We start from the raw sequence: 21209 nt of genomic DNA on the forward strand, positions 1-21209 counted from the left end.
GCGTCGTAAACCTCTCGTTAAGGACCTCTGGCCACTGGCGCCTTGACCGCCGCCAATACCGTCACCGCGGCCTCGAAATCCCGCAGGCGCGTGGCCCGGCGGGCAGCCGCCTCCTCGTCCACGCCCCAGTGCTCGGCGTTCCAGTCCTCATCGACATGGGCGGCGGCCCAGACCTGGCCGGCATCGCGCACGCCATGGGCCAGCGCCAAGGCCAGCAGCGCGGAACCGGTCAGGGTCGTCACCATGTGGAGAGCGGCGACCGACCAGGCGTCCTCGGGCAGCGCGGCACGCGCCGCCTTCAGCGCCTCGTCCGGCTGCTTCACGTGCATGACGCCCTCGGACAGGATGAAATGCGCCCCCAGCGCCTCCGCTGCCCAGAACAGCACGGGGTCCCAATGCGCCGCCTCGCGGGCGACGAGCCCTTCCGGGTGGCCGGCGCGATAGAACAGCAAATCGGACTCGAAGTATTTTGCGAGATCATCGCTGACCAGCCCGACGCGGTCGACGACGCCCTCGACCACGCTATTGGCAACCCGCGTCAGCGGCATGCTCACCGGGTCGATGCTCTCGCCCTGGGCCGCCCATTCCGCGGCCACGGCATCGGCGAGCGTCCGCGCGGGGATCACCACCTGGCGGCCGGACGGCGTGCGGATCGGCTTGCCATCGAGCGTAATGGCAAAACCGCCCTCGGCATCGGCGATGCCGGCCTCCTTGTAGAAGCGCTTGCGCAGCGGCGTGCGCGCGGACGCGCGCGCCGATTCCCGCGGATCGGGCGGGGGCTGGCTTGCTGCTTCTTCGAACAATTCACGCATCGGTTTTTCGATCCCTGTCGTTCGTCAAGTTACCGCCAACACCACAAGACTGATCGAGAGCCGTGTCATGGGGGACATTGTCGTGCCTCCGCCACCCCCGTTCAACCCGGCTATTCCTCCGGCGCGTTCTCGATCGGATCAAACCGGCTTGCATCGAGCCCGAGCAGATTCCACGATTGCTGCATGTGCGGCGGCAGCGGCGCGGTGGCGTCGATTACGCCGCCGCGCGGATGCGGGATGACGATGCGGCGTGCGAGCAGATGCAGCCGGTTCTGCAGACCGCCCGGCAGCTGCCAATTCTCGATGTTGAAATATTTGGGATCGCCAACGATGGGATGGCCGATATGGGCCATGTGGGCGCGCAGCTGGTGGGTGCGGCCCGTCACAGGCTTCAGCGACACCCAGGTCAGTTTGTTGCCGGCGGTCTCGACCACCGCGTAGTAGGTCACCGCGTGGCTGGCGCCCTCGTCCCCGTGCTGGGCGATGCGCATGATGGTGTCGTCCTCGCTCTCCTCCTTCGCGAGGAAGGTCGAGATGCGGCCCTGCTTCGGCTTCGGCAGGCCCGGCACCAGCGCCCAATAAACCTTGCGCGCCGACCGCGAGCGGAACGCGCCGGTCAGATGCGAAGCCGCAAAGCGCGTCTTGGCGACCAACAGACAGCCCGACGTCTCGCGATCGATGCGGTGCACGAGGCGCGGCTTCTGGCCCTTGGCATCGCGCATCACCTCGAGCATCTGGTCGATGTGCCGCGTCATGCCCGAGCCGCCCTGCACGGCAAGACCGGCCGGCTTGTTGAGGACGAGGACGTCGTCGTCCTCGTAGATCGTCATCTCCTTCAGCGCCTTCAGCGTCTTCTGCGCAGCTTCCGAGAGCTCGCCGACGACCTTCGGCGCATCGAGCTTCAGCGGCGGGATGCGGACGCTCTGGCCCTCCTCCAGGCGGTCCTTGCTGTCGACGCGCTTGCCGTCGACGCGCAGCTCGCCTTTGCGGACGACGCGCTGGATATGGGAGAACGACAGTCCGGGAAAGCGCGCTTCGAGGAAGCGGTCGACACGCATGTTGTTCTCGTCCGCCGTCACCTTGACGGTCTGGACCTTGGTCGGCAGCAGCGGTTCGATGGATTTCTCCGGCGCAGGCCTTTCCAGGGCGGCTTTAGGCGGCCGCCGCTCGGCCCGTTCGGGGGCACGCCGCTCGGCGCGCTCACCGGCAAAGCGCGGCGGCTTGCCGCCAGGCTTCCCGCCCGGGCGCGGGCCGGCCTTCTTCGCGCTGTGCGACTGATGCGGACGCGAGTCATCGCGCTCGTCGCGCGAGCGCGGCTTTGGGTTCATTCTCTTGATACGGCGGCTCATGGTAGCCTGCCTACCCTAAAAGCCGCCTCCCGTCACGGCGAAATGGCCGCCTCTAGCGCGAGCCGCCCCGCTCCTTGCGCAGCTTGGCCCAGTAATCCAGCCGCTTCCGGATCTCGCGCTCGAAGCCACGCTCCGGCGGGTCGTAGAAGGTCTGGCGGCCCAGGGCTTCCGGAAAATAGTCCTGGCCGGAGAAGGCCTCCGGGGTGTCGTGGTCGTATTCGTAAGCTGCGCCGTAGCCTTCCGACTTCATCAGCTTGGTCGGGGAATTGAGGATGTGCTTTGGCGGCAGCAGCGAACCGGCCTGTTTGGCAACCTGCATCGCCGTGCCGAAGGCGGTGTAGACCGCGTTCGATTTCGGTGCGGTGGCGAGATAGACCACGGCCTGCGCGATGGCGAGCTCGCCTTCGGGATGGCCGAGGAAGTCGAAGGCGTCCTTGGCCGCGTTGGCGATGACGAGCGCCTGCGGGTCGGCCAGGCCGATGTCCTCGACTGCCATGCGCACGACGCGGCGGGCCAGGAACAACGGATCCTCGCCGGCGTCCAGCATCCGCGCGAGATAGTACAGCGCCGCATCGGGATCGGAGCCGCGCACCGACTTATGCAGCGCCGAGATCAGGTTGTAATGGCCGTCCGCCGACTTGTCGTAGATCGGGGCGCGGCGCTGCAGGATCTCCTGCAATTGCGCGGCGTTGAATATCTCGTCCGCCCGCGCCGAGCGCCAGACCTCTTCGGCGAGCGTCAGTGAGGCCCGGCCATCGCCGTCGGCCATGCGCACCAGCACGGCGCGCGCCTCTGCGTCGAGCGGCAGCTTCTTGCCCTCGACCGCCTCGGCGTGCGCGAACAGTTTTTCGATCGCGGCCGCGTCGAGCGAGCGAAACACCAGGACGCGCGCGCGCGACAGAAGCGCCGCGTTGAGCTCGAAGGACGGGTTCTCGGTAGTGGCGCCCACCATCACCACCGTGCCGTCCTCCATCACGGGCAGAAACGAATCTTGCTGGGCACGGTTGAATCTGTGGACCTCGTCGACGAACAACAGCGTGCCCTTGCCCATCTCGCGGCGGGCGCGCGCCGCGTCGAAGGCTTTCTTCAGGTCGGCGACGCCGGAGAACACCGCGGAAATCTGCTCGAAATGCAGGTCGGTCGCATCCGCCAAGAGCCGCGCCACCGTGGTCTTGCCGGTGCCGGGCGGTCCCCAGAACACCAGCGAGCCCAGCGTGCGCGTTTCCAGCATGCGCGTCAGCGCACCATCGGGGCCGAGGATATGGTCCTGGCCGACGACCTCCGACAGCACGCGCGGGCGCAAGCGATCCGGCAGCGGATGCGGCGCATCGTGGTCAAGCCCCGCCGCGGCAAAGAGCGTTGGCGTCTGCTGTGGTCGCTTCGGACTCATCCGCCCAGCGTGACGTTGATCTGCTGGCCGCCGCGCACCAGCGTGATGCGCCAGATCCGCGGACGCTCGCCTGCGGCCTTCTCGAGGTCTCCGGTCTTGCTGATCTTCTGGTTGTTGACGGCCAGGATGATGTCGCCCTTCTGGAAGCCGACATTCGCAGCCGTGCTGTCGCCGCCGAGGTCGGTGATCACGACGCCTTCGGTGTCGGCGTCGAGACGCAGCTCGTCGGCGACCGCCGGGGTGATGGTCGAAACCTTCGCGCCCTGGAACGGCGAACGCGCGGTGACGACGAGCTCGTTGCGGCCCGTATCGGGCGCAGTCTCCAGCGCCACCGTCAGCTTCAGCGGCTTGCCGCCGCGCTGCACGTCGATCTGCGCGGTGCCGCCGAGCAGACGGGTGGCGAAGCGATAATCAAAGGCATTGGGATCGTCCACCGTCTGGCCGTCGATCCCGGTGATGAGATCGGAAGATTTCAGGCCGGCCTTCGCCGCAGGGCCATTCGACACCACGCTCGCGACCAGCGCACCGGTCGGCGAACGCAGGCCGAGACTCTCGGCGATCTCGGGCGTCACCGCCTGCAACTTTGCCCCCAACCATGGCCGCTTGACCGCCTTGCCGCCGCTCTTGGCGGAGGCGACGACGACGCGCACCATGTTGGCGGGAATTGCAAAGCCGATGCCTTGCGAGCCGCCGGAGCGCGAGTAGATCGCGGTGTTGATGCCGGCGAGCCGGCCGTTCATGTCGACCAGCGCGCCGCCGGAATTGCCGGGATTGATCGCCGCATCGGTCTGGATGAAGAACTGGTAGTCGGTGATCCCGACCTGCGTGCGCGCAAGCGCCGAGATGATGCCGTGGGTCACGGTCTGGCCGACGCCGAAGGGATTGCCGATCGCGAGCACGACGTCGCCGACCAGCAGCTCATCGGAATTGGTGAATTCGAGCGCCGGAAACTTCTCCTTCGAATCCTTCAGGCGCAGCACCGCAAGATCGGTGCGGGAATCCTTCAGCACGATTTCGGCCTCGAACTCGCGCTTGTCCGACAGCGACACCTTCACCTGGTCGGCGCCTTCGATGACATGGACGTTGGTGACGACGAGGCCGGACGTATCGACGATGACACCGGAGCCGAGCGAGCGCTGCACCTGCTCGGGCTGCTGGCCCGGCACACCGAAAAAGCGGCGGAAGATCGGATCGTCCAACAGCGGATTGCGGTTCTGCACCACCTTGGCGGCATAGACGTTGACCACGGCCGGCTGAACCTTCTGCACGATGGGCGCATAGGACAGCCGCAGCTCGGCCGGCGAGGACGGGACGCGGCGGTCCTGCGCTGAGGCCGGATTGAAATGGGCCGAAAAGGCTATGCACAAGGCCGTGACGGCGGCGGTCCAGGTCGATCGAAACATTCCTACCTCTTGGAAAAGACGCCGGAATATAGGCGCGTTCGCCCCTCAATAGAAGGGCGCGGGGCGGCAATATTCGGCCTCATTCCGACGGCTCGAGCCCCTTGCCAGGCGTGCGAAACGATAACTTGCCAGCGGCGCGGATTGGCATGACACGCATCATCTTGCATGCTCGCTCTCGGCGGATTCGGTTGCGACGAATTTGCATCAGCGGGAACCAGCGCAACCGAGGCTCGCCGTCGCGGGGCAGTCATCGACCGTTCTTAGGCTCTGCGCTTATGACTTGGGGAAGTTGGTCCAACCGATGGAGTGATGACGTGAGCAGGACAAGAATTACAGCCACGGCGATTGGTCTCGCCGGCGCACTGGCAGCCTCGCAGGCCCAGGCCCAATCGGCGAGCAGCAGCGAGCAGGAGATCGCGCTGCTGAAGCAGCAGTTGAAGCTGCTGGAGCAGAAGCTCGACAAGCTCCAGAGTCAAACCGCGGCGAACACAGCGGCCACGGCCAAAGCCAGGGCCGAAGCGAAGGCTGAAGCGAAGGCCGAGGCGCGCTCGGAGGCAAAGGCCGTCGTTGCCAACGCCAATGCGGCGATTCCCGTCAAGGGGCCGGCCCCGGCATCCGGCGTCGTCGTGACGATGCCGAACAACCGCCCGACGATCTGCACCGCCGACCAGGCCAATTGCGTCGCCATCACCAGCCGCCTGCATTGGGATGTCGGCGGCTATGACTATCGCCCCAACACCGCGGCGACCGTGCCGCAGAAGCTCGACAGCGGCCAGAACGTCCGCCGCGCGCGCATCGGCGTCACCGGCAAATTCTTCAACGACTGGAACTTCGCCCTGGTCTACGATTTCGGCGGCTCCTCCGACGGATTTGGCGGGACGGCTCCGGGATCGCTGCCCGGCGGCGGCGTCTCCGGTGTCGAGAACGCCTATCTCAGCTACACCGGCCTGAAACCGTTCGGCGGGCGGATGGCGATCGAGGCGGGCATCATGGACCTGCCCTACACCATGGACGAGGCCACCAGCTCCAACGACATCATGTTCATGGAGCGTGCCTCACCGGGCGTGATCGCGACCAACATCGCCGCCGGCGACTTCCGCTCCGCAGCCGGCACACGCTGGTACAACGACCAGCTCTGGATCGGCGGCTATGTCACGGGACCGTCGACCGGCGCGATCCACTCCGCCTCGAGCGCTGCCCCCGCGGGCACGAGCGAGCAATACGGCGCGGTGGCGCGCGTCGCCGGCAATCCCATCAGCGGCAAGGACTATTCGGTGCACATCGGCGCCGACGCGCAATGGCTGATCCAGCCGCCGCGCAACCTGATCGCCAACACGCAGACATTGACGCTCAGCGATCGCCCCGAACTGCGGCTTGATCCAACGACGCTGGTCTCGACCGGCGCGATGGCCAACGTCTCGGGCGCGCAGGTCTACAGCGTCGAGGCGGCCGCAACCTACGGGCCGCTCATCGTCCAGGGCGAGTACTTCTGGTACAATGTCGACCGCACCGCCAACACCGGCGTGCCGCTGGTCGGCGCGCCCAGCCTGAAATTCCAGGGCGGATATGCGCAGGCCGGCTACGTGCTGACGGGCGAAGGCCGGACCTACAACGCCGCCAACGCCGCCTATCACGGCGTCAAGCCGGCGCATCCGTTCTCGCTCGACGGCGGCGGCTGGGGCGCGTGGGAAATCGCGGGGCGGTTCTCGACGATCGACCTCAATGACCAGCTCGCAACCGCGACCGGCGTCGCCGGCGGCCGGCAGACCGTCTACACCCTCGCGCTCAACTGGTACGTCAACGGCAATGTCCGCTTCATGCTGGACTATCTGCACGGCACCGTGTCGCGACAGGCCTCGCCGGTCTCGACCGCCGATGTCGGCTCGAAGTTCGACGCGGTCGCGATGCGGACGCAATTCGCGTTCTGAGGCTCACCTTTTCCGGGGGCGCTACGATCCGCTCCCGGAAAACTCACGCCGCCCGCTTCGGCTTTTTCACCACGACCGGCTCAGGCGCGCAGGACAGCCGCTCCTGATGGCTCTCACCCCAGGCCTTCAGGGTGTCGATCACCGGCTTGAGGCTCTCGCCGAGCTCGGAGAGGCAGTACTCGACCCGCGGCGGCACCTCGGCATAGACCTTGCGGATGACGAGCTTGTCCTCTTCCAGAGCGCGCAGCTGTTTTGTCAGCATGCGCTGGGTGATGCCGGGCATCCGGCGGCGCAATTCGCCGAAGCGCTGGGTGCCGCTCTGCAGGTGATAGAGGATCACGCCCTTCCACTTGCCGTCGATCAGGTCCAGCGTCGCCTCGACCGAGCAGCCGGGACGACGGGCAAAATTGCGCCGTTTCATGCGTCTTTCCCAATAGTATCCAAACAGGGACTATATCCCCGAATTTACAGTACTTGCCAAATCGGAGCCAGAGCGACAGTTAGGACGGCAGGCGAGCAAGCCATCTGATGGAGACAAGCCATGAAGGCCGTCGGCTACAAGAAATCGCTTCCGATCGAGGACGCGGATTCGCTGTTCGATTTCGAGACCGCAAAACCGGAGCCCAAAGGGCGCGACATCCGCGTCGCCGTGAAGGCGATCTCGGCCAATCCGGTCGATTACAAGGTGCGCAAGCGCGCCGCTCCGCCCGAGGGCGAGACCAAGATCCTGGGCTATGACGCCGCCGGCGTGGTCGATGCCGTCGGGCCCGAGGTTACGTTGTTCAAGCCGGGCGACGAGGTGTTCTACGCCGGCTCGATCCTGCGCCAGGGCACCAACGCCGAATTCCACCTGGTCGATGAGCGCATCGTCGGCAACAAGCCGAAGAGCCTGTCATTCGCGCAAGGAGCCGCCCTTCCCCTCACTTCCATCACCGCCTGGGAATTGCTGTTCGACCGGCTCGGCGCGGTACCCGGCAAGAGCGTCGATCCGCGCACGCTCCTGATCACGGGCGGCGCCGGCGGCGTCGGCTCGATCCTGATCCAGCTTGCCCGCCGCCTCACCGGCCTCACGGTGCTCGCCACCGCGACGCGGCCGGAATCGCAGAGATGGTGCCTCGATCTCGGCGCGCACGCCGTGATCGACCACGGCAAGCCGATGAAGGAGCAGATCGAGAAGTTGAAGCTGCCGCCTGTCGCGCTGGTGGCGAGCCTCACCTTCACCGATCAGCACTACAAGGCGATCGCGGACTTCATGGCACCGCAGGGCAAGTTCGGCCTGATCGACGATCCGCCGGAATTCACCATGAGCACGTTCAAGGGCAAGGCGATCTCGGTGCACTGGGAATCGATGTTCACCCGCTCCTCGTTCCAGACGGCGGACATGATCGCGCAGCATCATCTGCTGAACGACGTCGCCGACCTCATCGACAAGGGCGTGCTGCGCACCACGCTCGACCAGACCTTCGGCACGATCAACGCCGCCAACCTCAAGCGCGCGCATGCGCTGCTCGAGAGCGGCAAATCGCGCGGCAAGATCGTGCTGGAGGGGTGGTAGGCGAAGGATTCGTAGGGTGAGCAAAGGCGCACTTGCGCCGTGCCCACCACCTCTCTCGGTCGCAAAAAGTGCGTGGGCACGCTGTCGCTTTGCCCACCCTACGGCAGCTACGCTTCCGCCACCCCCTCGACGAACAGCAGCCGCCGCTCCAGCGCCGTCTGACGCAACTTCAGCGCCTCGGCATATTCCGGCGAGGCGTACCATTCCTTCAGCCTCGCCATCGACGGAAATTCGACGATGACGATCGCCTTCGCCGGGAGGTTGCCTTCGGCAAGCTCGACCTTGCCGCCACGGACGAGATAACGTCCGCCGTACCGCTCGATCGTCTTCGCGGCGAGCGTGCGATAGGCTGCAAATCCGTCGGGATCGCGCATCTCGAGTTCGGAGATCACATAGGCTGTCATGCGCGGCCTCAGGCAATGGTGTTGACGATGCCGCCTTCTGCGCGCAGCGCCGCGCCGTTGGTGGCGGATGCCTGCTTCGAGGCGACATAGACCACCATGTTGGCGATCTCGTCGACGCCGGCGAAACGCTGAAGCAGAGAGCTCGGACGGTGCTGCTTGACGAAATTGGCAGCCGCCTCGTCCACCGACTGGCCGTTCTGCCTGGCGAGATCCTTCACGAAAGTCTCGACACCCTCCGACATGGTCGGGCCCGGCAGCACGGAGTTGACGGTGACACCGGTGCCACGCGTGAGCTGCGCCAGGCCGCGGGCGACCGAGAGCTGCGCCGTCTTCGTCATGCCGTAATGGATCATCTCGACGGGAATGTTGAGGCCGGACTCCGAGGAGATGAAGACGATGCGGCCCCAATTGCGCTCGAGCATGCCCTTCATGTAGGCCCGCGACAGCCGCACGCCGCTCATGACGTTGACCTCGAAGAAGCGGCTCCAGTCCTCGTCGGGAATGTCGAAGAAGTCCTTCGGCTCGAAGATGCCGGCATTGTTGACGAGGATGTCGACGTCCGGCAGCGCCGCAACCAGCGTCTTGCAGCCCGCAGCGGTCGAGACGTCCGCGGCGATGCCGCGGACCTTGGCGCCCGTTCCTTCCAGCTTGCGCACGGCGGCATCGACCTTGTCCTGGCCGCGGCCGTTGATCACGACGCTGGCGCCGGAGGCCGCCAAGCCTTTGGCGATGGCATGGCCGATGCCCGCGGTCGAGCCGGTCACCAGGGCGGTTTTTCCCGAAAGGTCGATGTTCATGTAATAATCTCCATCAGATCGATGCCGGGGATATCGGACGCGATGGACCGGCTCGCAATCGGCGCTCACCAATCAGTGAGACGATCGGGAGCTGTTCCGCCTCGGCCCGAGTGCAGGTGGAATGAATATTGCTAAACCGGACCCGAGCATCTGCGCTCATGCGAACACGGAAGGACCATGCGATGAAGAGAACCGCCCTCACTGTTGCGCTCGGGTTGCTCGGCCTGATGGGCAGCATTTCGCAGGCGCCGGCGCAAGCGGTCTATCCGGACAAAGCCCTGCAATTGATCGTTCCCTTCCCGCCCGGCGGCGCCTCCGACGTGGTGGCGCGCATCATCGGCGGCGAGCTGGAGACGCGGCTCGGCAAGCCCGTGATCATCATGAACCGCCCCGGCGGCGGCACCACGATTGCAGCCAAGGAAGTGGCGCGAGCGGCGCCGGACGGATACACCCTGTTCTTCAGCTCGAACTCGAGCTTCACGCTGCCGCCAGCCGTCAAGGAAAGCGTGCCGTACGACGCGGCCAAGGATTTCGAGCCGCTCGGCCAGGTCGGCAAAATCACGTTGGCGCTGGTCACCTACAAGGACAATCCGGTCAAGGACGTGGCTGCGCTCGTCGCCGAGGCCAAGGCCAATCCCGACAAGCTCTCGCTGGCGTCCTTCGGCGTCGCGACCGTCTCGCACTTTGCCGGCGAGCTGTTCAAATCGGCGGCCGGGATCAAGATGGTCCACCTGCCCTACAAGGGCAGCGCGCCGGCGATGAACGACCTCATCGGCAAGCACATCCAGTACCACGTCGACACCGTGATCGCGATCAAGCCGCAGATCGAGGCGGGCGCCGTCAAGGTGCTCGCCGTGTTCTCGGCCAAGCGCACGCCGTTCCTGCCTGACGTGCCGACGCTCGCCGAGCTCGGCTATGGCAACATCGACTTCGCCTCATGGGGCGCCGTGGTCGCTCCCAAGGGCCTGCCGCCGGCCGTTCACGACAAGCTCTCGACAACGCTGGAGGAGACGATCAAGAATCCCTCCGTGGCCGAGCGCTTCACCAAGGTCGGCTTCGAGCCCGGCTTCGCGCGTTTCGGCGATTGGGCGGGAGCGATCGGCAAGGAGACCGCAGAAATGAAGGACATCGCGCAAAAGGCGGGGATCAAGGAGGAATAGTCCCGCGCTTCTGCGCCGGTCCCAGAAACAAAAACGGCGCCCGAGGGCGCCGTTTTCAATCCATCCGTATCCGCTGAACGGCTTACGCCGCCTCGGCTTCCTTTTCCTGCACGGGGCCGGAATCCTGCCCCTTGGCATCGACGTCACGATCGACGAACTCGATCACGGCCATCGCGGCGTTGTCGCCGTAGCGGAAGCCGGCCTTGATGATGCGGGTGTAGCCGCCCTGGCGGTCCTTGTAGCGGGTCGCCAGCGTGTCGAAGAGCTTCTTGACCATGTCGACGTCGCGCAGCTCCGAGATCGCCTGGCGGCGCAGCGACAGACCGCCCTTCTTGCCGAGGGTGACGAGCTTCTCGACGATTGGACGGAGCTCCTTGGCCTTCGGCAGCGTGGTGACGATCTGCTCGTGCTTGATGAGCGCGGCCGCCATGTTGGCGAACATCGCCTTGCGATGCTCGGCCGTGCGGTTGAGCTTCCGATGAACCTTGCCGTGACGCATGTGAGTAGTCCTTACGTTAAAACTGCCGCGACGGTTCGTCGGACATGTTGCTCAGGTGGGCTGCCTGCGTTCGCCCGGATAGCGAGTAGTGAATGGCGAGTAGCGAGTTGAATTCGCTATTCGCCACTCCCCATTCGCCGAACTCAGTAATGATCCTCGAAGCGCTTGGCGAGCTCGTCGATGTTCTCCGGCGGCCAGCCCGGCACTTCCATGCCGAGATGCAGACCCATCTGGGCCAGCACTTCCTTGATCTCGTTCAGCGACTTGCGGCCGAAGTTCGGGGTGCGAAGCATTTCGGCTTCGCTCTTCTGCACGAGGTCGCCGATATAGACGATGTTGTCGTTCTTCAGGCAGTTGGCCGAGCGCACCGACAGCTCGAGCTCGTCCACCTTCTTGAGGAAGGCCGGGTTGAAGGCGAGGTCCGGGATGATCTCCTGGGCGACTTCCTTGCGCGGCTCTTCGAAGTTGACGAACACGTTGAGCTGGTCCTGCAGGATGCGGGCAGCGTAAGCCACCGAGTCATCCGGCGAGATCGCGCCGTTGGTCTCGATCGTCATGGTCAGCTTGTCGTAGTCGAGGATCTGGCCCTCGCGGGTGTTCTCGACCTTGTAGGAGACCTTGCGGACCGGCGAGTACAGGCTGTCGACCGGGATCAGGCCGATCGGCGCATCCTCGGGACGGTTGCGCTCGGCGGGCACGTAGCCCTTGCCGGTGGCGACCGTGAACTCCATGCGGATCTCGGCGCCCTCGTCGAGGGTGCAGATCTGCAGGTCCGGGTTGAGCACGACGACGTCGCCGACGGTCTGGATGTCACCGGCGGTGACGACGCCGGGGCCCTGCTTCTTCACGACCATGCGCTTGGGGCCTTCGCCCTGCATCTTGATCGAGATGTCCTTGATGTTGAGCACGATGTCGGTGACGTCCTCACGGACGCCGGCGATCGAGGAGAACTCGTGCAGCACGCCGTCGATGTGCACCGACTGCACCGCCGCGCCCTGGAGCGAGGAGAGCAGGATGCGGCGCAGGGCGTTGCCGAGCGTCTGGCCGAAGCCGCGCTCGAGCGGCTCGGCGACGATCGTCGCGAAACGCGAGGAATCGCTGCCGGGCGTCACCTGGAGCTTGTTCGGCCGAATCAGTTCTTGCCAATTTTTCTGGATCGTCACTGTTTCACCCATACAGGCCAGCCAATTTGAGGCATCAAATACTGGCGTTGGAGAAAGGCCGCAGAGCATTCCTGCGGCTTCTTGCAAAGTCATTGCGGGCGCCGATGCGCCCGCAACTCGTAAAAATCAAACGCGACGACGCTTGCGCGGACGGCAACCGTTGTGCGGGATCGTGGTCACGTCGCGGATCGAGGTGACGGTGAAGCCGGCGGCCTGAAGCGCGCGGAGCGCCGATTCGCGGCCCGAACCGGGACCGGCGACTTCGACTTCCAGCGTGCGCATGCCGTGCTCCTGCGCCTTCTTGGAGACGTCCTCGGCGGCAACCTGCGCCGCGTACGGGGTCGACTTGCGCGAGCCCTTGAAGCCCATCGTGCCGGCGGAGGACCAGGCAATCGTGTTGCCCTGCGCGTCGGTGATGGTGATGGTCGTGTTGTTGAACGACGAGTTCACATGCGCGACGCCGGAGGCGATGTTCTTGCGCTCACGACGACGAACGCGGGTGGCTTCCTTGCCCATTGAGTCCCTTTCCTGAAGATCTCAAACGCCGCCGTAATGCCAGCGGCTACACCTGTGGAACGAAAGGCGCGCAGCGAACGGGCATCCCCTGTTCGCCGCACGCCGCGACTAGATTCGAAAACTTACTTCTTCTTGCCGGCGATGGCTTTCGCCGGACCTTTGCGCGTGCGCGCATTGGTGTGGGTGCGCTGGCCGCGCACCGGCAGACCGCGACGATGACGCAGACCGCGATAGCAGCCGAGGTCCATCAGACGCTTGATGTTGATGCCGACCTCGCGGCGCAGGTCGCCCTCGACGAGATAGTCGCGGTCGATCACTTCGCGGATCTGGAGCACTTCAGCGTCGCTGAGCTGATTGACGCGACGATCCACGGGGATCTTCACCTTCTCCAGGATCTCACCGGCGATCTTCTGACCGATGCCATGGATGTACTGGAGCGCGATCAGCACGCGCTTGTTGGTGGGAATGTTCACGCCGGCAATACGGGCCACGGCCTTCTCTCCTGTTGCCGATCCTCGTCAGGATCGGGCTTTAAGTGCTTGTGTTCTCGGGCAGGTGTTCACAAACGCGAACACGACGCCCTCCCCCGGTCTTCCTGGGGCCCGGCATCGTCTGAAACTATCCGACTTGGATGCGGGGCTTATTAGGGGATTCAGGGGGCTTTCGTCAACCGCTGCTAGCGCTTGGCTCGCTTTTTCGTGACCTTTTTTGCAACCTTCTTGGCACCCTTTTTGACCGCCTTTTTGGCGGTCTTCTTGGCTGCCTTCTTGACCGTTTTCTTGACCGTTTTCTTGACCGCCTTCCTGGGACCCTTCACGGCCTTCTTGCTTGCCTTTTTGGCGGATTTGGCCGGTTTGGCGGCCTTTTTGGCTGCTTTCGCCGGCTTTTTGGCCGATTTCTTCGCCGCCTTGGCCTTCTTGACCGGGGCGGTCTTGGCCGCGCTCCTGGTCTTTCCCTTGCTGGTTTGCTTGCCAGCCTCCTGGGGCTCGGTCGCCCCCAGCGCCTGGAGCTGGCGATCAATGGCGCGGGTGACCTCGTCGATGGCCATCATACCGTCGATGGTCGAGAGCTTCCGCCGCTCGGAATAGTAGTGAATCAGCGGTTCCGTCTGGCTGCGGTAGTTGGCGAGTCGCTTGGTCAGAACCTCCGGCGTGTCGTCCAACCGGACCTCCTCGCCGCGCTCCCGCATCTGGGCAACGCGGGTTTCGACACGGTGCAGGAGCGCGCTCTCGTTGACGCGGAGCTCGATCACGGCGTCGAGCTTGAGGCGCTTGGCCTTGAGCAGTTCGTCAAGCGCTTCGGCCTGCGGCACGGTGCGCGGGAAGCCGTCGAGGATGAAACCGTTCTTGGCGTCCGGCTGGTCGATGCGATCGGAGATGATTCCGACCACGACCTCGTCGGGCACGAGGCTGCCGCTGGCCATGATCTCCTTGGCCTTGAGTCCGACCGGCGTTCCGGCCGCCACCGCAGCACGCAGCATCTCGCCGGTCGAGAGCTGGACGATGCCATAGCGCTGCACCAACAGCTGCGCCTGCGTCCCCTTGCCCGACCCCGGCGGTCCCAGAAGTATAATTCTCATCGGCGTACGCCCCCCGGATTGGTGAGCGATACGTCGCGCACCTGTGTTTGAAATCGAAGAACAGTGCAAACCACAATCGGCGCTGCACCGCTACCCTATCATAGGGGAGCAGACGGGTGGACGCCAAGAAGGGCTTTGAAATCAGTGATTGCGCAGCAGTGAGAGCAGCTCTGCCGAAGCAACCGAACGATCGCCTCCAAGGGCCGCGCGCTGCTCGCGCGGCGAATCGGCGGCGCGGTCGCGCGCCGCCTTGAGAGCACGCCGCATTTAGCGGCGGCGGCCGCGCAGCTTCGACTTGCGGATCAGGCCTTCGTACTGGTGCGCCAGCAGATAGCCCTGCACCTGTGCCACCGTATCCATGGTGACGCTGACGACGATCAGCAGTGAGGTGCCGCCGAAGTAGAACGGCACCGAGGCGTAGGAGATCAGGATCTCCGGGATCAAGCAGACGATCGCCAGATAGACAGCGCCGAGCACGGTGATGCGCGAGAGCACGTAGTCGATATATTCCGCGGTCCGCTCGCCGGGACGGATGCCCGGAATGAAGCCGCCGTGCTTCTTCAAATTGTCCGCGGTCTCGGTCGGGTTGAACACGATCGCGGTGTAGAAGAAGGCGAAGAACACGATCAGCGCCAGATACATGAACAGGAACAGCGGACGGCCGTGGCCGAGCTGGGTGGTGATCCACTGGAACCATTCCGGCCCGCTGCCCGCGTTGAAATTCGCGACCGTCGTCGGCAGCAGCAGCAGCGAGGACGCGAAGATCGGCGGGATCACGCCGGAGGTGTTGAGCTTGAGCGGCAGATGCGAGGACTGGCCCTCGAACATCTTGTTGCCGACCTGGCGCTTCGGATACTGGATGAGGAGGCGGCGCTGCGCGCGCTCCATGAACACGATGAAGGCGATCACGGCGACGGCCATGATGATGACGACCAGAATCAGGCCGGTCGACATCGCGCCCTGACGGCCGAGCTCGAGCATGTTGGCGAGCGCGGCGGGCAGCTCGGCGACGATGCCGGCGAGAATGATCAGCGAGATGCCGTTGCCGATGCCGCGCGAGGTGATCTGCTCGCCCAGCCACATCAGGAACATGGTGCCGCCGGTCAGCGTGATCGCGGTCGAGAGGCGGAAGAACATGCCGGGCTCGCTGACGACGTTGCCGGCGCCTTCGAGGCCGACCGCGATGCCGTAAGACTGGAACGCGGCCAGGATCACGGTGAGATAGCGGGTGTACTGGTTGAGCAGCTTGCGGCCCGACTCGCCCTCCTTCTTCAGCGCCTCGAGTTGCGGCGAGACGGTGGTGAGGAGCTGGATGATGATCGAGGCCGAGATATACGGCATGATGTTCAGCGCGAAGATCGCCATGCGGTGGATACCGCCGCCGGCGAACATGTTGAACATGCCGAGGATGCCTCCCGCCTGGGAGCGGAACACCTGCTCCCAGATATTGGGATCGATGCCGGGCAGCGGGATATAGGTCCCGAGCCGATAAACGAGCAGCGCACCCAGGGTGAACCAGATGCGCTTCTTCAGTTCGTCAGCCTTGGCGAACGCACCGAAATTGAGATTGGCTGCCAGTTGTTCCGCTGCAGAGGCCATCTTGGACTTTCTCCCGCCGCCTATCGCGCCGTCATGCCCGCGGCCGGGCTACATTATACCGGACACCGGACATTATCTGGGGCTCGGCTTCGATAAGTCCATCGTCCCACATGCGTAAAGGCCCGCGCGCCGCGGGCCGATGACGCAGTTGTTACGCCGCCTCGCCTTCTTCCTTGGCAGGGGCGAGGATCTTCACCGAGCCGCCGGCCTTCTCGACCGCCTCAATCGCGGTCTTGCTGGCGCCGTGGACTTCGATGTTGAGCTTGGATTTGAGCTCGCCGCGGCCGAGCAGCCGCAGGCCGCCCTTGGCGCGGCGCAGCACGCCGCCCTTCACCAGGGCCTCGACGTTCACGACGCTGCCGGCGTCGATCTTCTTGGCATCGACCGCTTCCTGGAGCCGGTCGAGATTGATCTCGGCGAACTCGACGCGGAAGATGTTGTTGAAGCCGCGCTTGGGCAGGCGGCGATGCATCGGCATCTGGCCGCCTTCGAAACCCTTGATGCGCACGCCGGAACGCGCGGTCTGGCCCTTGCCGCCGCGGCCGGACTGCTTGCCCTTGCCCGAACCGATGCCGCGGCCGACGCGCATACGCTTCTTGCGCGAGCCGGCGTTGTCGGCGATATCGCTGAGCTTCATCGCCCTTCTCCTTGTGTCTTGCGCCTGATCTTCGCCGAAAACGGATAGCCCGCTGTTCGGGATCGTGCGCCCTTGCTTACTTCTCGTCGACGATGCGGACGAGATGGTGAACCTTCTCGATCATGCCACGGACCGCCGGGGTATCCGGCAGTTCGCTGGTGCGGCCGATCTTGTTGAGCTTGAGCCCGATCAGCGTCGAGCGCTGCGAGTGATGGCGGCGGATCGCGCTGCCGGTCTGCTCGAGCTTGATCGTCTTTGCGGCCTTGGCCATGGGAGTCTACTCCGAAAAGCTTCCGTTAGTCGGCAGCCGCCTCGGCGTCGCCACCGATACGGCGGGACTGGAGGGTGGACACCTTGATATTGCGGCGGGCAGCGACCGAGCGCGGCGAGTCCTGGTGCTTCAGCGCGTCGAAGGTCGCACGAACCATGTTGTAGGGGTTCGACGAGCCGATCGACTTCGCCACCACGTCCTGGACACCGAGCGTCTCGAACACGGCGCGCATCGGACCGCCGGCGATGATGCCGGTACCGGCCGGAGCTGCACGCAGGTAGACACGGCCCGCGCCATGACGGCCGGCGATGTCGTGATGCAGCGTACGGCCCTCGCGCAGCGACACGCGGGTCAGGTTGCGTTTGGCGGACTCGGTGGCCTTGCGGATCGCCTCGGGCACTTCGCGCGCCTTGCCGTGACCGAAGCCGGCGCGGCCCTTCTGGTCGCCGATCACGACCAGCGCTGCGAAACCGAAGCGCTTGCCGCCCTTGACGACCTTGGCCACGCGATTGATGTGGACGAGCTTGTCGACGAACTCGCTGTCGCGCTCCTCGCGCTCCCTGCGTTCACGTCCGCCGCCGCGTTGATCGCGTCCACCACGTTGTTCGCGTTCAGCTGCCATGGTTTTTCCAATCCTTCAGAGGCTTACGCCTCAATCCTCAAATTCCGTTAGAAGCTCAGCCCACTCTCACGCGCAGCGTCGGCGAGAGCCTTGACGCGCCCGTGATAGAGGTAGCTGCCGCGATCGAACACGACTTCCTTGACACCCTTCTCGGCGGCGCGCTCGGCCAGCAGCTTGCCGACCGCCTTCGCCGCATCGATGTCGGCGCCAGTCTTGCCGCCGTCGCGCATCGACTTCTCGAGCGAGGAGGCAGAGGCCAGCGTCTCGCCCTTCAGGTCGTCGATGACCTGGGCGTAGATGTGCTTGGACGAGCGGAACACCGACAGACGCGGACGACCACCACCGGAGCGGCGCAGCTTCAGCCGCACACTCCGCTTGCGCCGGGCATTGGTAACCTTGGCTTTGGACATGACCGGCTCCGTTACTTCTTCTTGCCTTCCTTGCGGAAGATGAATTCGCCAACATACTTGACGCCCTTGCCCTTGTAGGGCTCCGGCGGGCGATAGCTGCGGATCTCGGCCGCGACCTGGCCGACACGCTGGATGTCGCTGCCCGACACCGTGATCTCGGTCGGCTTCGGCACCGTGATCGTGATCCCTTCCGGGATCGCGTAGACCACGTCGTGGCTGTAACCGAGCGCGAGCTGCAGGTTCTTGCCCTGCATCGCAGCGCGGTAACCGACGCCGGTGATCTCGAGCTTCTTCTCGAAGCCCTTGGTGACGCCTTCGACCAGATTCGCGACCTGGGCGCGAGCGGTACCGTACAGCGCGCGCGCGCGATTGGTCTCGAGCCGCGGCTTGACCTTGATCTGGCCGCTCTCGAGCTTCACCTCGACGTCGTCATGGACGACGAACTGAAGCTGGCCCTTCGGCCCCTTCATCTTGACGGTCTGCCCATCGACGGTCGCGGTAACACCCGACGGCACCGCCACAGGCCTTTTGCCAACACGTGACATGGATGAAAAATCCTTCTCAGAACACCGTGAAGAGGACTTCGCCGCCCACATTCGCGTCGCGCGCGCTGTGGTCGGCCATGATCCCCTTCGGCGTCGACAACACCGAAATGCCGAGTCCGTTGTTGACCCGCGGCAGGTTCTTCACCGAGGCGTAGACACGGCGCCCGGGCTTGGAGACACGTTCGATCTCGCGGATGACGGGCTCGCCGTCGAAATACTTCAGCTCGATCTCGATCTCACTGCGGCCCGAGGAATGCTCGAGCGTGGCGTAGCCGCGGATGTAACCCTCGGACTTGAGGACCTCGAGCACGTTCTCGCGCATCTTCGAGCCGGGCGTCGAGACCTTGCTCTTCGAGCGCATCTGCGCGTTGCGGATACGGGTGATCAGATCGCTGATTGGATCGTGCGTAGACATCTAAACGACCCTCCTTACCAGCTGGACTTCACGAGGCCCGGGACCATGCCCTTGGAGCCAAGTTCGCGCAGCGCGATACGGGACAGCTTGTTCTTGCGGTAGTTCGAGCGCGGACGGCCCGACAGCTCGCAACGCAGGCGAATGCGGGTCGCCGACGAGTTGCGCGGCATTTCCGCCAGCTTCAGGGTCGCGGCGAACCGCTCCTCCATCGGCAGCGCCTTGTCGGCGATGATCGCCTTCAACCGCTCGCGCTTGGCGGCGGCGTTCTTCACCATCCGCTTGCGCCGGTTGTTCTTCTCGACTGAACTCTTCTTTGCCATGCTTGGCTCCTGGGTATCCGCGTTTGAGAGGCTTTAGCTCAGCGTCTCACTGCCGGAACGGGAAATTGAAAGCGGTCAACAAGGCCCTCGCCTCTTCGTCGGTCTTGGCCGTGGTGCAGACGGTGATGTCCATACCGCGGGCTTCCGTGACCTTGTCGAAGTCGATCTCGGGGAAAATGATGTGCTCCTTGATGCCGAGCGAATAATTGCCGCGGCCGTCGAAGCTCTTCGGGTTCAGGCCGCGGAAGTCGCGGACGCGCGGCAGCGCGACCGTCACCAGGCGATCGATGAACTCGTACATGCGGGCCTTGCGCAGCGTGACCTTGCAGCCGATCGGCTGGTTCTCACGCAGCTTGAAGGTCGCGATCGCGATCCGCGAATAGGTCACGATCGCCTTCTGGCCGGCGATCTGGGTCAGCTCGGCAGCGGCGGTCTCGGCCTTCTTGCGGTCGTTGACGCTGTCGCCGACGCCCATGTTCAGCACGACCTTGTCCAGGCGCGGAACCTGCATGACGTTCTCATAACCGAACTTCTCGGTCAGAGCCGTGCGGATCTTCGCGTCGTATTCCGCGCGCAGGCGCGGGGTATAAGCGGCCTCAGCCATCGATCTCAGCTCCCGAGCTCTTGGCGATGCGGACCTTCTTGCCGTCCGCCAGAATCTTGAATCCGACGCGGGTCGGCTTTCCGTCCTTGCCGACATACGCGATGTTGGACAGTTGGATCGGCGACTCCTTCGAGATGATGCCGCCCTCCTGGGCCTGCGTCTGCTTCTGGTGACGCTTGACCATGTTGATGCCGCGCACCAGCGCCGTGCCGGCGTCGGGACGCACTTCGAACACTTCGCCGGTCCGGCCCTTGTCGCGACCGGTCAGCACGACGACCTTGTCGCCCTTGCGGATCTTCGCAGCCATCACAGCACCTCCGGCGCGAGCGAGATGATCTTCATGTGGTTCTTGGCGCGCAGCTCGCGCGGCACGGGCCCGAAGATACGTGTGCCGACCGGCTCGGACTGATTGTTGATCAGAACGGCGGCGTTGCGGTCGAAGCGGATGACCGAACCGTCGGCGCGGCGGATGTCCTTGCGGACGCGCACCACGACGGCCTTCATCACGTCGCCCTTCTTCACCTTGCCACGCGGAATCGCTTCCTTGATCGAGACGACGATGATGTCGCCGATCGTGGCGTAGCGGCGCTTGGAGCCTCCGAGCACCTTGATACACATGACACGGCGTGCGCCAGAATTGTCGGCCACGTCGAGGTTGGTCTGCATCTGAATCATTGATGCACCTCGTCCTCTTCTCTTTGCGCCAGCCCAGCCGGCGCTCAACATTTCCCTGAAGTCAGTCGGCTAAAGCCAACAGATCAGGCGCTTTTCTTGTGCTCGCCCCGGATCACGACCCAGCGCTTCAACTTCGAAATCGGCTTCGATTCCTCGATCCACACCATGTCGCCCGGCTTGAACTCGTTGCTCTCGTCGTGCGCGTGGTAGTTCTTCGAACGGCGGATCGTCTTCTTGTAGATCGGGTGCGTGAAGCGGCGGTCAACGCGCACCACGATGGTCTTGGCCTGCTTGTCGCTGACGACCACGCCCTGCAAAGTACGTTTCGGCATCTTCGTAAGCCTCTTACTTCTTCTTGGCGCGCGTCTGCGCGGCGACGGTCTTGATCCGGGCGATGTCACGGCGGGCCTCGCGCAGGCGCGAGGTGTTCTCGAGCTGCCCGGTGGCGCGCTGGAAGCGCAGGTTGAAGCGCTCCTTCTTCAGGTTCAGGATGGCGTCATCCTGCTGGTCGGGGCTCATCGCGCGGATGTCTTCGATCTTCATCTGGGCCATGGCC

General features: G+C 64.6%; 28 protein-coding genes. 3 read left to right on the forward strand and 25 right to left on the reverse strand.

Annotated elements, in window-relative coordinates:
• Nucleotides 1-17: 17 nt before the first annotated feature.
• From E4K64_RS25735 to E4K64_RS25750, 4 genes are all read right to left on the reverse strand, one after another.
• Entirely contained in the window at nucleotides 18-812 is a 795-nt protein-coding gene (locus E4K64_RS25735) for an ATP12 family chaperone protein (RefSeq protein WP_135166003.1), read from the reverse strand.
• A gap of 110 nt (nucleotides 813-922) precedes the next feature.
• Complete coding sequence (locus E4K64_RS25740) at nucleotides 923-2161, reverse strand: RluA family pseudouridine synthase (protein ID WP_135166004.1); 1239 nt, start codon at nucleotides 2159-2161, stop codon at nucleotides 923-925.
• Nucleotides 2162-2213: 52 nt separating this feature from the next.
• Nucleotides 2214-3551 carry a replication-associated recombination protein A gene (locus tag E4K64_RS25745; protein WP_135166005.1) on the reverse strand — a complete coding sequence of 446 codons (1338 nt, stop codon included), beginning with the start codon at nucleotides 3549-3551 and terminating at the stop codon, nucleotides 2214-2216.
• Nucleotides 3548-4954 (reverse strand): DegQ family serine endoprotease, encoded by a 1407-nt coding sequence (locus E4K64_RS25750; RefSeq protein ID WP_167772259.1) that lies wholly within the window; start codon nucleotides 4952-4954, stop codon nucleotides 3548-3550. The genes E4K64_RS25745 and E4K64_RS25750 overlap by 4 nt, the downstream gene beginning before the upstream one ends.
• Before the next feature lie 314 nt (nucleotides 4955-5268).
• Here E4K64_RS25750 and E4K64_RS25755 point away from each other — a divergent pair, with 314 nt between their 5' ends.
• On the forward strand, nucleotides 5269-6882 hold the full coding sequence (locus E4K64_RS25755; protein WP_135166006.1) for an OprO/OprP family phosphate-selective porin: 1614 nt from the start codon (nucleotides 5269-5271) through the stop codon (nucleotides 6880-6882).
• A gap of 43 nt (nucleotides 6883-6925) precedes the next feature.
• Here E4K64_RS25755 and E4K64_RS25760 read toward each other — a convergent pair whose 3' ends face one another.
• Complete coding sequence (locus E4K64_RS25760) at nucleotides 6926-7303, reverse strand: winged helix-turn-helix transcriptional regulator (RefSeq protein WP_126258116.1); 378 nt, start codon at nucleotides 7301-7303, stop codon at nucleotides 6926-6928.
• Between the two features lie 120 nt (nucleotides 7304-7423).
• On the opposite strand from E4K64_RS25760, the gene E4K64_RS25765 reads away from it, so the two are divergent.
• Complete coding sequence (locus E4K64_RS25765; RefSeq protein WP_135166007.1) at nucleotides 7424-8437, forward strand: zinc-binding alcohol dehydrogenase family protein; 1014 nt, start codon at nucleotides 7424-7426, stop codon at nucleotides 8435-8437.
• 107 nt (nucleotides 8438-8544) lie between these two features.
• On the opposite strand, the gene E4K64_RS25770 is transcribed toward E4K64_RS25765, so the two are convergent.
• Together E4K64_RS25770 and E4K64_RS25775 are read right to left on the reverse strand one after the other, a co-directional pair.
• Nucleotides 8545-8841 (reverse strand): DUF1330 domain-containing protein, encoded by a 297-nt coding sequence (locus E4K64_RS25770; protein WP_135166008.1) that lies wholly within the window; start codon nucleotides 8839-8841, stop codon nucleotides 8545-8547.
• A gap of 8 nt (nucleotides 8842-8849) precedes the next feature.
• Nucleotides 8850-9638: an SDR family NAD(P)-dependent oxidoreductase gene (locus E4K64_RS25775; RefSeq protein WP_135166009.1), complete on the reverse strand. Its 789-nt coding sequence runs from the start codon at nucleotides 9636-9638 to the stop codon at nucleotides 8850-8852.
• Nucleotides 9639-9820: 182 nt separating this feature from the next.
• Here E4K64_RS25775 and E4K64_RS25780 point away from each other — a divergent pair, with 182 nt between their 5' ends.
• On the forward strand, nucleotides 9821-10798 hold the full coding sequence (locus tag E4K64_RS25780) for a Bug family tripartite tricarboxylate transporter substrate binding protein (RefSeq protein WP_135166010.1): 978 nt from the start codon (nucleotides 9821-9823) through the stop codon (nucleotides 10796-10798).
• Nucleotides 10799-10880: 82 nt separating this feature from the next.
• On the opposite strand, the gene rplQ is transcribed toward E4K64_RS25780, so the two are convergent.
• The 18 genes from rplQ to rpmC all read right to left on the reverse strand — a co-directional run bounded on the left by rplQ (nucleotide 10881) and on the right by rpmC (nucleotide 21205).
• Nucleotides 10881-11297, reverse strand: a complete 417-nt coding sequence (rplQ, locus tag E4K64_RS25785) for a 50S ribosomal protein L17 (RefSeq protein WP_025036979.1) — start codon at nucleotides 11295-11297, stop codon at nucleotides 10881-10883.
• Nucleotides 11298-11440: 143 nt separating this feature from the next.
• Nucleotides 11441-12472: a DNA-directed RNA polymerase subunit alpha gene (locus E4K64_RS25790; RefSeq protein WP_049820165.1), complete on the reverse strand. Its 1032-nt coding sequence runs from the start codon at nucleotides 12470-12472 to the stop codon at nucleotides 11441-11443.
• Between the two features lie 114 nt (nucleotides 12473-12586).
• Nucleotides 12587-12976, reverse strand: coding sequence for a 30S ribosomal protein S11 (gene rpsK, locus E4K64_RS25795; RefSeq protein WP_007603045.1), 390 nt, complete (start codon nucleotides 12974-12976; stop codon nucleotides 12587-12589).
• A gap of 122 nt (nucleotides 12977-13098) precedes the next feature.
• A complete protein-coding gene (rpsM, locus tag E4K64_RS25800; protein WP_008549231.1) occupies nucleotides 13099-13467 on the reverse strand; it encodes a 30S ribosomal protein S13 in 369 nt (122 codons plus the stop codon).
• A gap of 185 nt (nucleotides 13468-13652) precedes the next feature.
• Nucleotides 13653-14555 (reverse strand): adenylate kinase, encoded by a 903-nt coding sequence (locus E4K64_RS25805; RefSeq protein ID WP_135166011.1) that lies wholly within the window; start codon nucleotides 14553-14555, stop codon nucleotides 13653-13655.
• Between the two features lie 267 nt (nucleotides 14556-14822).
• Nucleotides 14823-16154: a preprotein translocase subunit SecY gene (gene secY / locus E4K64_RS25810; RefSeq protein WP_135166012.1), complete on the reverse strand. Its 1332-nt coding sequence runs from the start codon at nucleotides 16152-16154 to the stop codon at nucleotides 14823-14825.
• 151 nt (nucleotides 16155-16305) lie between these two features.
• A complete protein-coding gene (gene rplO, locus E4K64_RS25815; RefSeq protein ID WP_028137015.1) occupies nucleotides 16306-16791 on the reverse strand; it encodes a 50S ribosomal protein L15 in 486 nt (161 codons plus the stop codon).
• 76 nt (nucleotides 16792-16867) lie between these two features.
• Complete coding sequence (rpmD, locus tag E4K64_RS25820; protein ID WP_011088137.1) at nucleotides 16868-17062, reverse strand: 50S ribosomal protein L30; 195 nt, start codon at nucleotides 17060-17062, stop codon at nucleotides 16868-16870.
• 25 nt (nucleotides 17063-17087) lie between these two features.
• Nucleotides 17088-17684, reverse strand: coding sequence for a 30S ribosomal protein S5 (gene rpsE / locus E4K64_RS25825; protein ID WP_014494507.1), 597 nt, complete (start codon nucleotides 17682-17684; stop codon nucleotides 17088-17090).
• Between the two features lie 47 nt (nucleotides 17685-17731).
• On the reverse strand, nucleotides 17732-18094 hold the full coding sequence (gene rplR / locus E4K64_RS25830; protein ID WP_007603036.1) for a 50S ribosomal protein L18: 363 nt from the start codon (nucleotides 18092-18094) through the stop codon (nucleotides 17732-17734).
• 11 nt (nucleotides 18095-18105) lie between these two features.
• Nucleotides 18106-18639, reverse strand: coding sequence for a 50S ribosomal protein L6 (gene rplF, locus E4K64_RS25835; protein ID WP_135166013.1), 534 nt, complete (start codon nucleotides 18637-18639; stop codon nucleotides 18106-18108).
• A 16-nt stretch (nucleotides 18640-18655) separates the two neighbouring features.
• Nucleotides 18656-19054 (reverse strand): 30S ribosomal protein S8, encoded by a 399-nt coding sequence (rpsH, locus tag E4K64_RS25840; protein ID WP_014494505.1) that lies wholly within the window; start codon nucleotides 19052-19054, stop codon nucleotides 18656-18658.
• A gap of 14 nt (nucleotides 19055-19068) precedes the next feature.
• Complete coding sequence (rpsN, locus tag E4K64_RS25845) at nucleotides 19069-19374, reverse strand: 30S ribosomal protein S14 (RefSeq protein WP_126258107.1); 306 nt, start codon at nucleotides 19372-19374, stop codon at nucleotides 19069-19071.
• A 46-nt stretch (nucleotides 19375-19420) separates the two neighbouring features.
• Nucleotides 19421-19978: a 50S ribosomal protein L5 gene (rplE, locus tag E4K64_RS25850; protein ID WP_018647250.1), complete on the reverse strand. Its 558-nt coding sequence runs from the start codon at nucleotides 19976-19978 to the stop codon at nucleotides 19421-19423.
• A complete protein-coding gene (rplX, locus tag E4K64_RS25855; protein WP_007603031.1) occupies nucleotides 19971-20285 on the reverse strand; it encodes a 50S ribosomal protein L24 in 315 nt (104 codons plus the stop codon). The genes rplE and rplX overlap by 8 nt, the downstream gene beginning before the upstream one ends.
• Nucleotides 20285-20653 (reverse strand): 50S ribosomal protein L14, encoded by a 369-nt coding sequence (gene rplN / locus E4K64_RS25860; protein ID WP_007603030.1) that lies wholly within the window; start codon nucleotides 20651-20653, stop codon nucleotides 20285-20287. The genes rplX and rplN overlap by 1 nt, the downstream gene beginning before the upstream one ends.
• Before the next feature lie 83 nt (nucleotides 20654-20736).
• Complete coding sequence (gene rpsQ, locus E4K64_RS25865) at nucleotides 20737-20985, reverse strand: 30S ribosomal protein S17 (protein WP_007603028.1); 249 nt, start codon at nucleotides 20983-20985, stop codon at nucleotides 20737-20739.
• Nucleotides 20986-20998: 13 nt separating this feature from the next.
• Complete coding sequence (rpmC, locus tag E4K64_RS25870) at nucleotides 20999-21205, reverse strand: 50S ribosomal protein L29 (RefSeq protein ID WP_011088144.1); 207 nt, start codon at nucleotides 21203-21205, stop codon at nucleotides 20999-21001.
• Between the last annotated feature and the right edge of the window lie 4 nt (nucleotides 21206-21209).

This window comes from Bradyrhizobium frederickii (assembly GCF_004570865.1).
Classification (GTDB): Bacteria; Pseudomonadota; Alphaproteobacteria; order Rhizobiales; family Xanthobacteraceae; genus Bradyrhizobium; species Bradyrhizobium frederickii.

Bases quoted from the DNA above. Each gene is read 5' to 3' on its own strand.
- E4K64_RS25740 (WP_135166004.1), bottom strand. From the start codon at position 2,161: ATGAGCCGCCGTATCAAGAGAATGAACCCAAAGCCGCGCTCGCGCGAC.
- rplQ (WP_025036979.1), bottom strand. From the start codon at position 11,297: ATGCGTCACGGCAAGGTTCATCGGAAGCTCAACCGCACGGCCGAGCAT.
- rpsE (WP_014494507.1), bottom strand. From the start codon at position 17,684: ATGGCAGCTGAACGCGAACAACGTGGTGGACGCGATCAACGCGGCGGC.
- E4K64_RS25750 (WP_167772259.1), bottom strand. From the start codon at position 4,954: ATGTTTCGATCGACCTGGACCGCCGCCGTCACGGCCTTGTGCATAGCC.
- secY (WP_135166012.1), bottom strand. From the start codon at position 16,154: ATGGCCTCTGCAGCGGAACAACTGGCAGCCAATCTCAATTTCGGTGCG.
- rplE (WP_018647250.1), bottom strand. From the start codon at position 19,978: ATGGCTGAGGCCGCTTATACCCCGCGCCTGCGCGCGGAATACGACGCG.
- E4K64_RS25780 (WP_135166010.1), top strand. From the start codon at position 9,821: ATGAAGAGAACCGCCCTCACTGTTGCGCTCGGGTTGCTCGGCCTGATG.
- rplO (WP_028137015.1), bottom strand. From the start codon at position 16,791: ATGAAGCTCAGCGATATCGCCGACAACGCCGGCTCGCGCAAGAAGCGT.
- rpsK (WP_007603045.1), bottom strand. From the start codon at position 12,976: ATGGGCAAGGAAGCCACCCGCGTTCGTCGTCGTGAGCGCAAGAACATC.
- rpsH (WP_014494505.1), bottom strand. From the start codon at position 19,054: ATGTCTACGCACGATCCAATCAGCGATCTGATCACCCGTATCCGCAAC.
- rpsN (WP_126258107.1), bottom strand. From the start codon at position 19,374: ATGGCAAAGAAGAGTTCAGTCGAGAAGAACAACCGGCGCAAGCGGATG.
- E4K64_RS25735 (WP_135166003.1), bottom strand. From the start codon at position 812: ATGCGTGAATTGTTCGAAGAAGCAGCAAGCCAGCCCCCGCCCGATCCG.
- E4K64_RS25775 (WP_135166009.1), bottom strand. From the start codon at position 9,638: ATGAACATCGACCTTTCGGGAAAAACCGCCCTGGTGACCGGCTCGACC.
- rplX (WP_007603031.1), bottom strand. From the start codon at position 20,285: ATGGCTGCGAAGATCCGCAAGGGCGACAAGGTCGTCGTGCTGACCGGT.
- E4K64_RS25770 (WP_135166008.1), bottom strand. From the start codon at position 8,841: ATGACAGCCTATGTGATCTCCGAACTCGAGATGCGCGATCCCGACGGA.
- E4K64_RS25760 (WP_126258116.1), bottom strand. From the start codon at position 7,303: ATGAAACGGCGCAATTTTGCCCGTCGTCCCGGCTGCTCGGTCGAGGCG.
- rpsQ (WP_007603028.1), bottom strand. From the start codon at position 20,985: ATGCCGAAACGTACTTTGCAGGGCGTGGTCGTCAGCGACAAGCAGGCC.
- rplF (WP_135166013.1), bottom strand. From the start codon at position 18,639: ATGTCACGTGTTGGCAAAAGGCCTGTGGCGGTGCCGTCGGGTGTTACC.
- E4K64_RS25805 (WP_135166011.1), bottom strand. From the start codon at position 14,555: ATGAGAATTATACTTCTGGGACCGCCGGGGTCGGGCAAGGGGACGCAG.
- rplR (WP_007603036.1), bottom strand. From the start codon at position 18,094: ATGTCCAAAGCCAAGGTTACCAATGCCCGGCGCAAGCGGAGTGTGCGG.
- rpmD (WP_011088137.1), bottom strand. From the start codon at position 17,062: ATGGCCAAGGCCGCAAAGACGATCAAGCTCGAGCAGACCGGCAGCGCG.
- E4K64_RS25745 (WP_135166005.1), bottom strand. From the start codon at position 3,551: ATGAGTCCGAAGCGACCACAGCAGACGCCAACGCTCTTTGCCGCGGCG.
- E4K64_RS25765 (WP_135166007.1), top strand. From the start codon at position 7,424: ATGAAGGCCGTCGGCTACAAGAAATCGCTTCCGATCGAGGACGCGGAT.
- rpmC (WP_011088144.1), bottom strand. From the start codon at position 21,205: ATGGCCCAGATGAAGATCGAAGACATCCGCGCGATGAGCCCCGACCAG.
- rplN (WP_007603030.1), bottom strand. From the start codon at position 20,653: ATGATTCAGATGCAGACCAACCTCGACGTGGCCGACAATTCTGGCGCA.
- E4K64_RS25790 (WP_049820165.1), bottom strand. From the start codon at position 12,472: ATGGGTGAAACAGTGACGATCCAGAAAAATTGGCAAGAACTGATTCGG.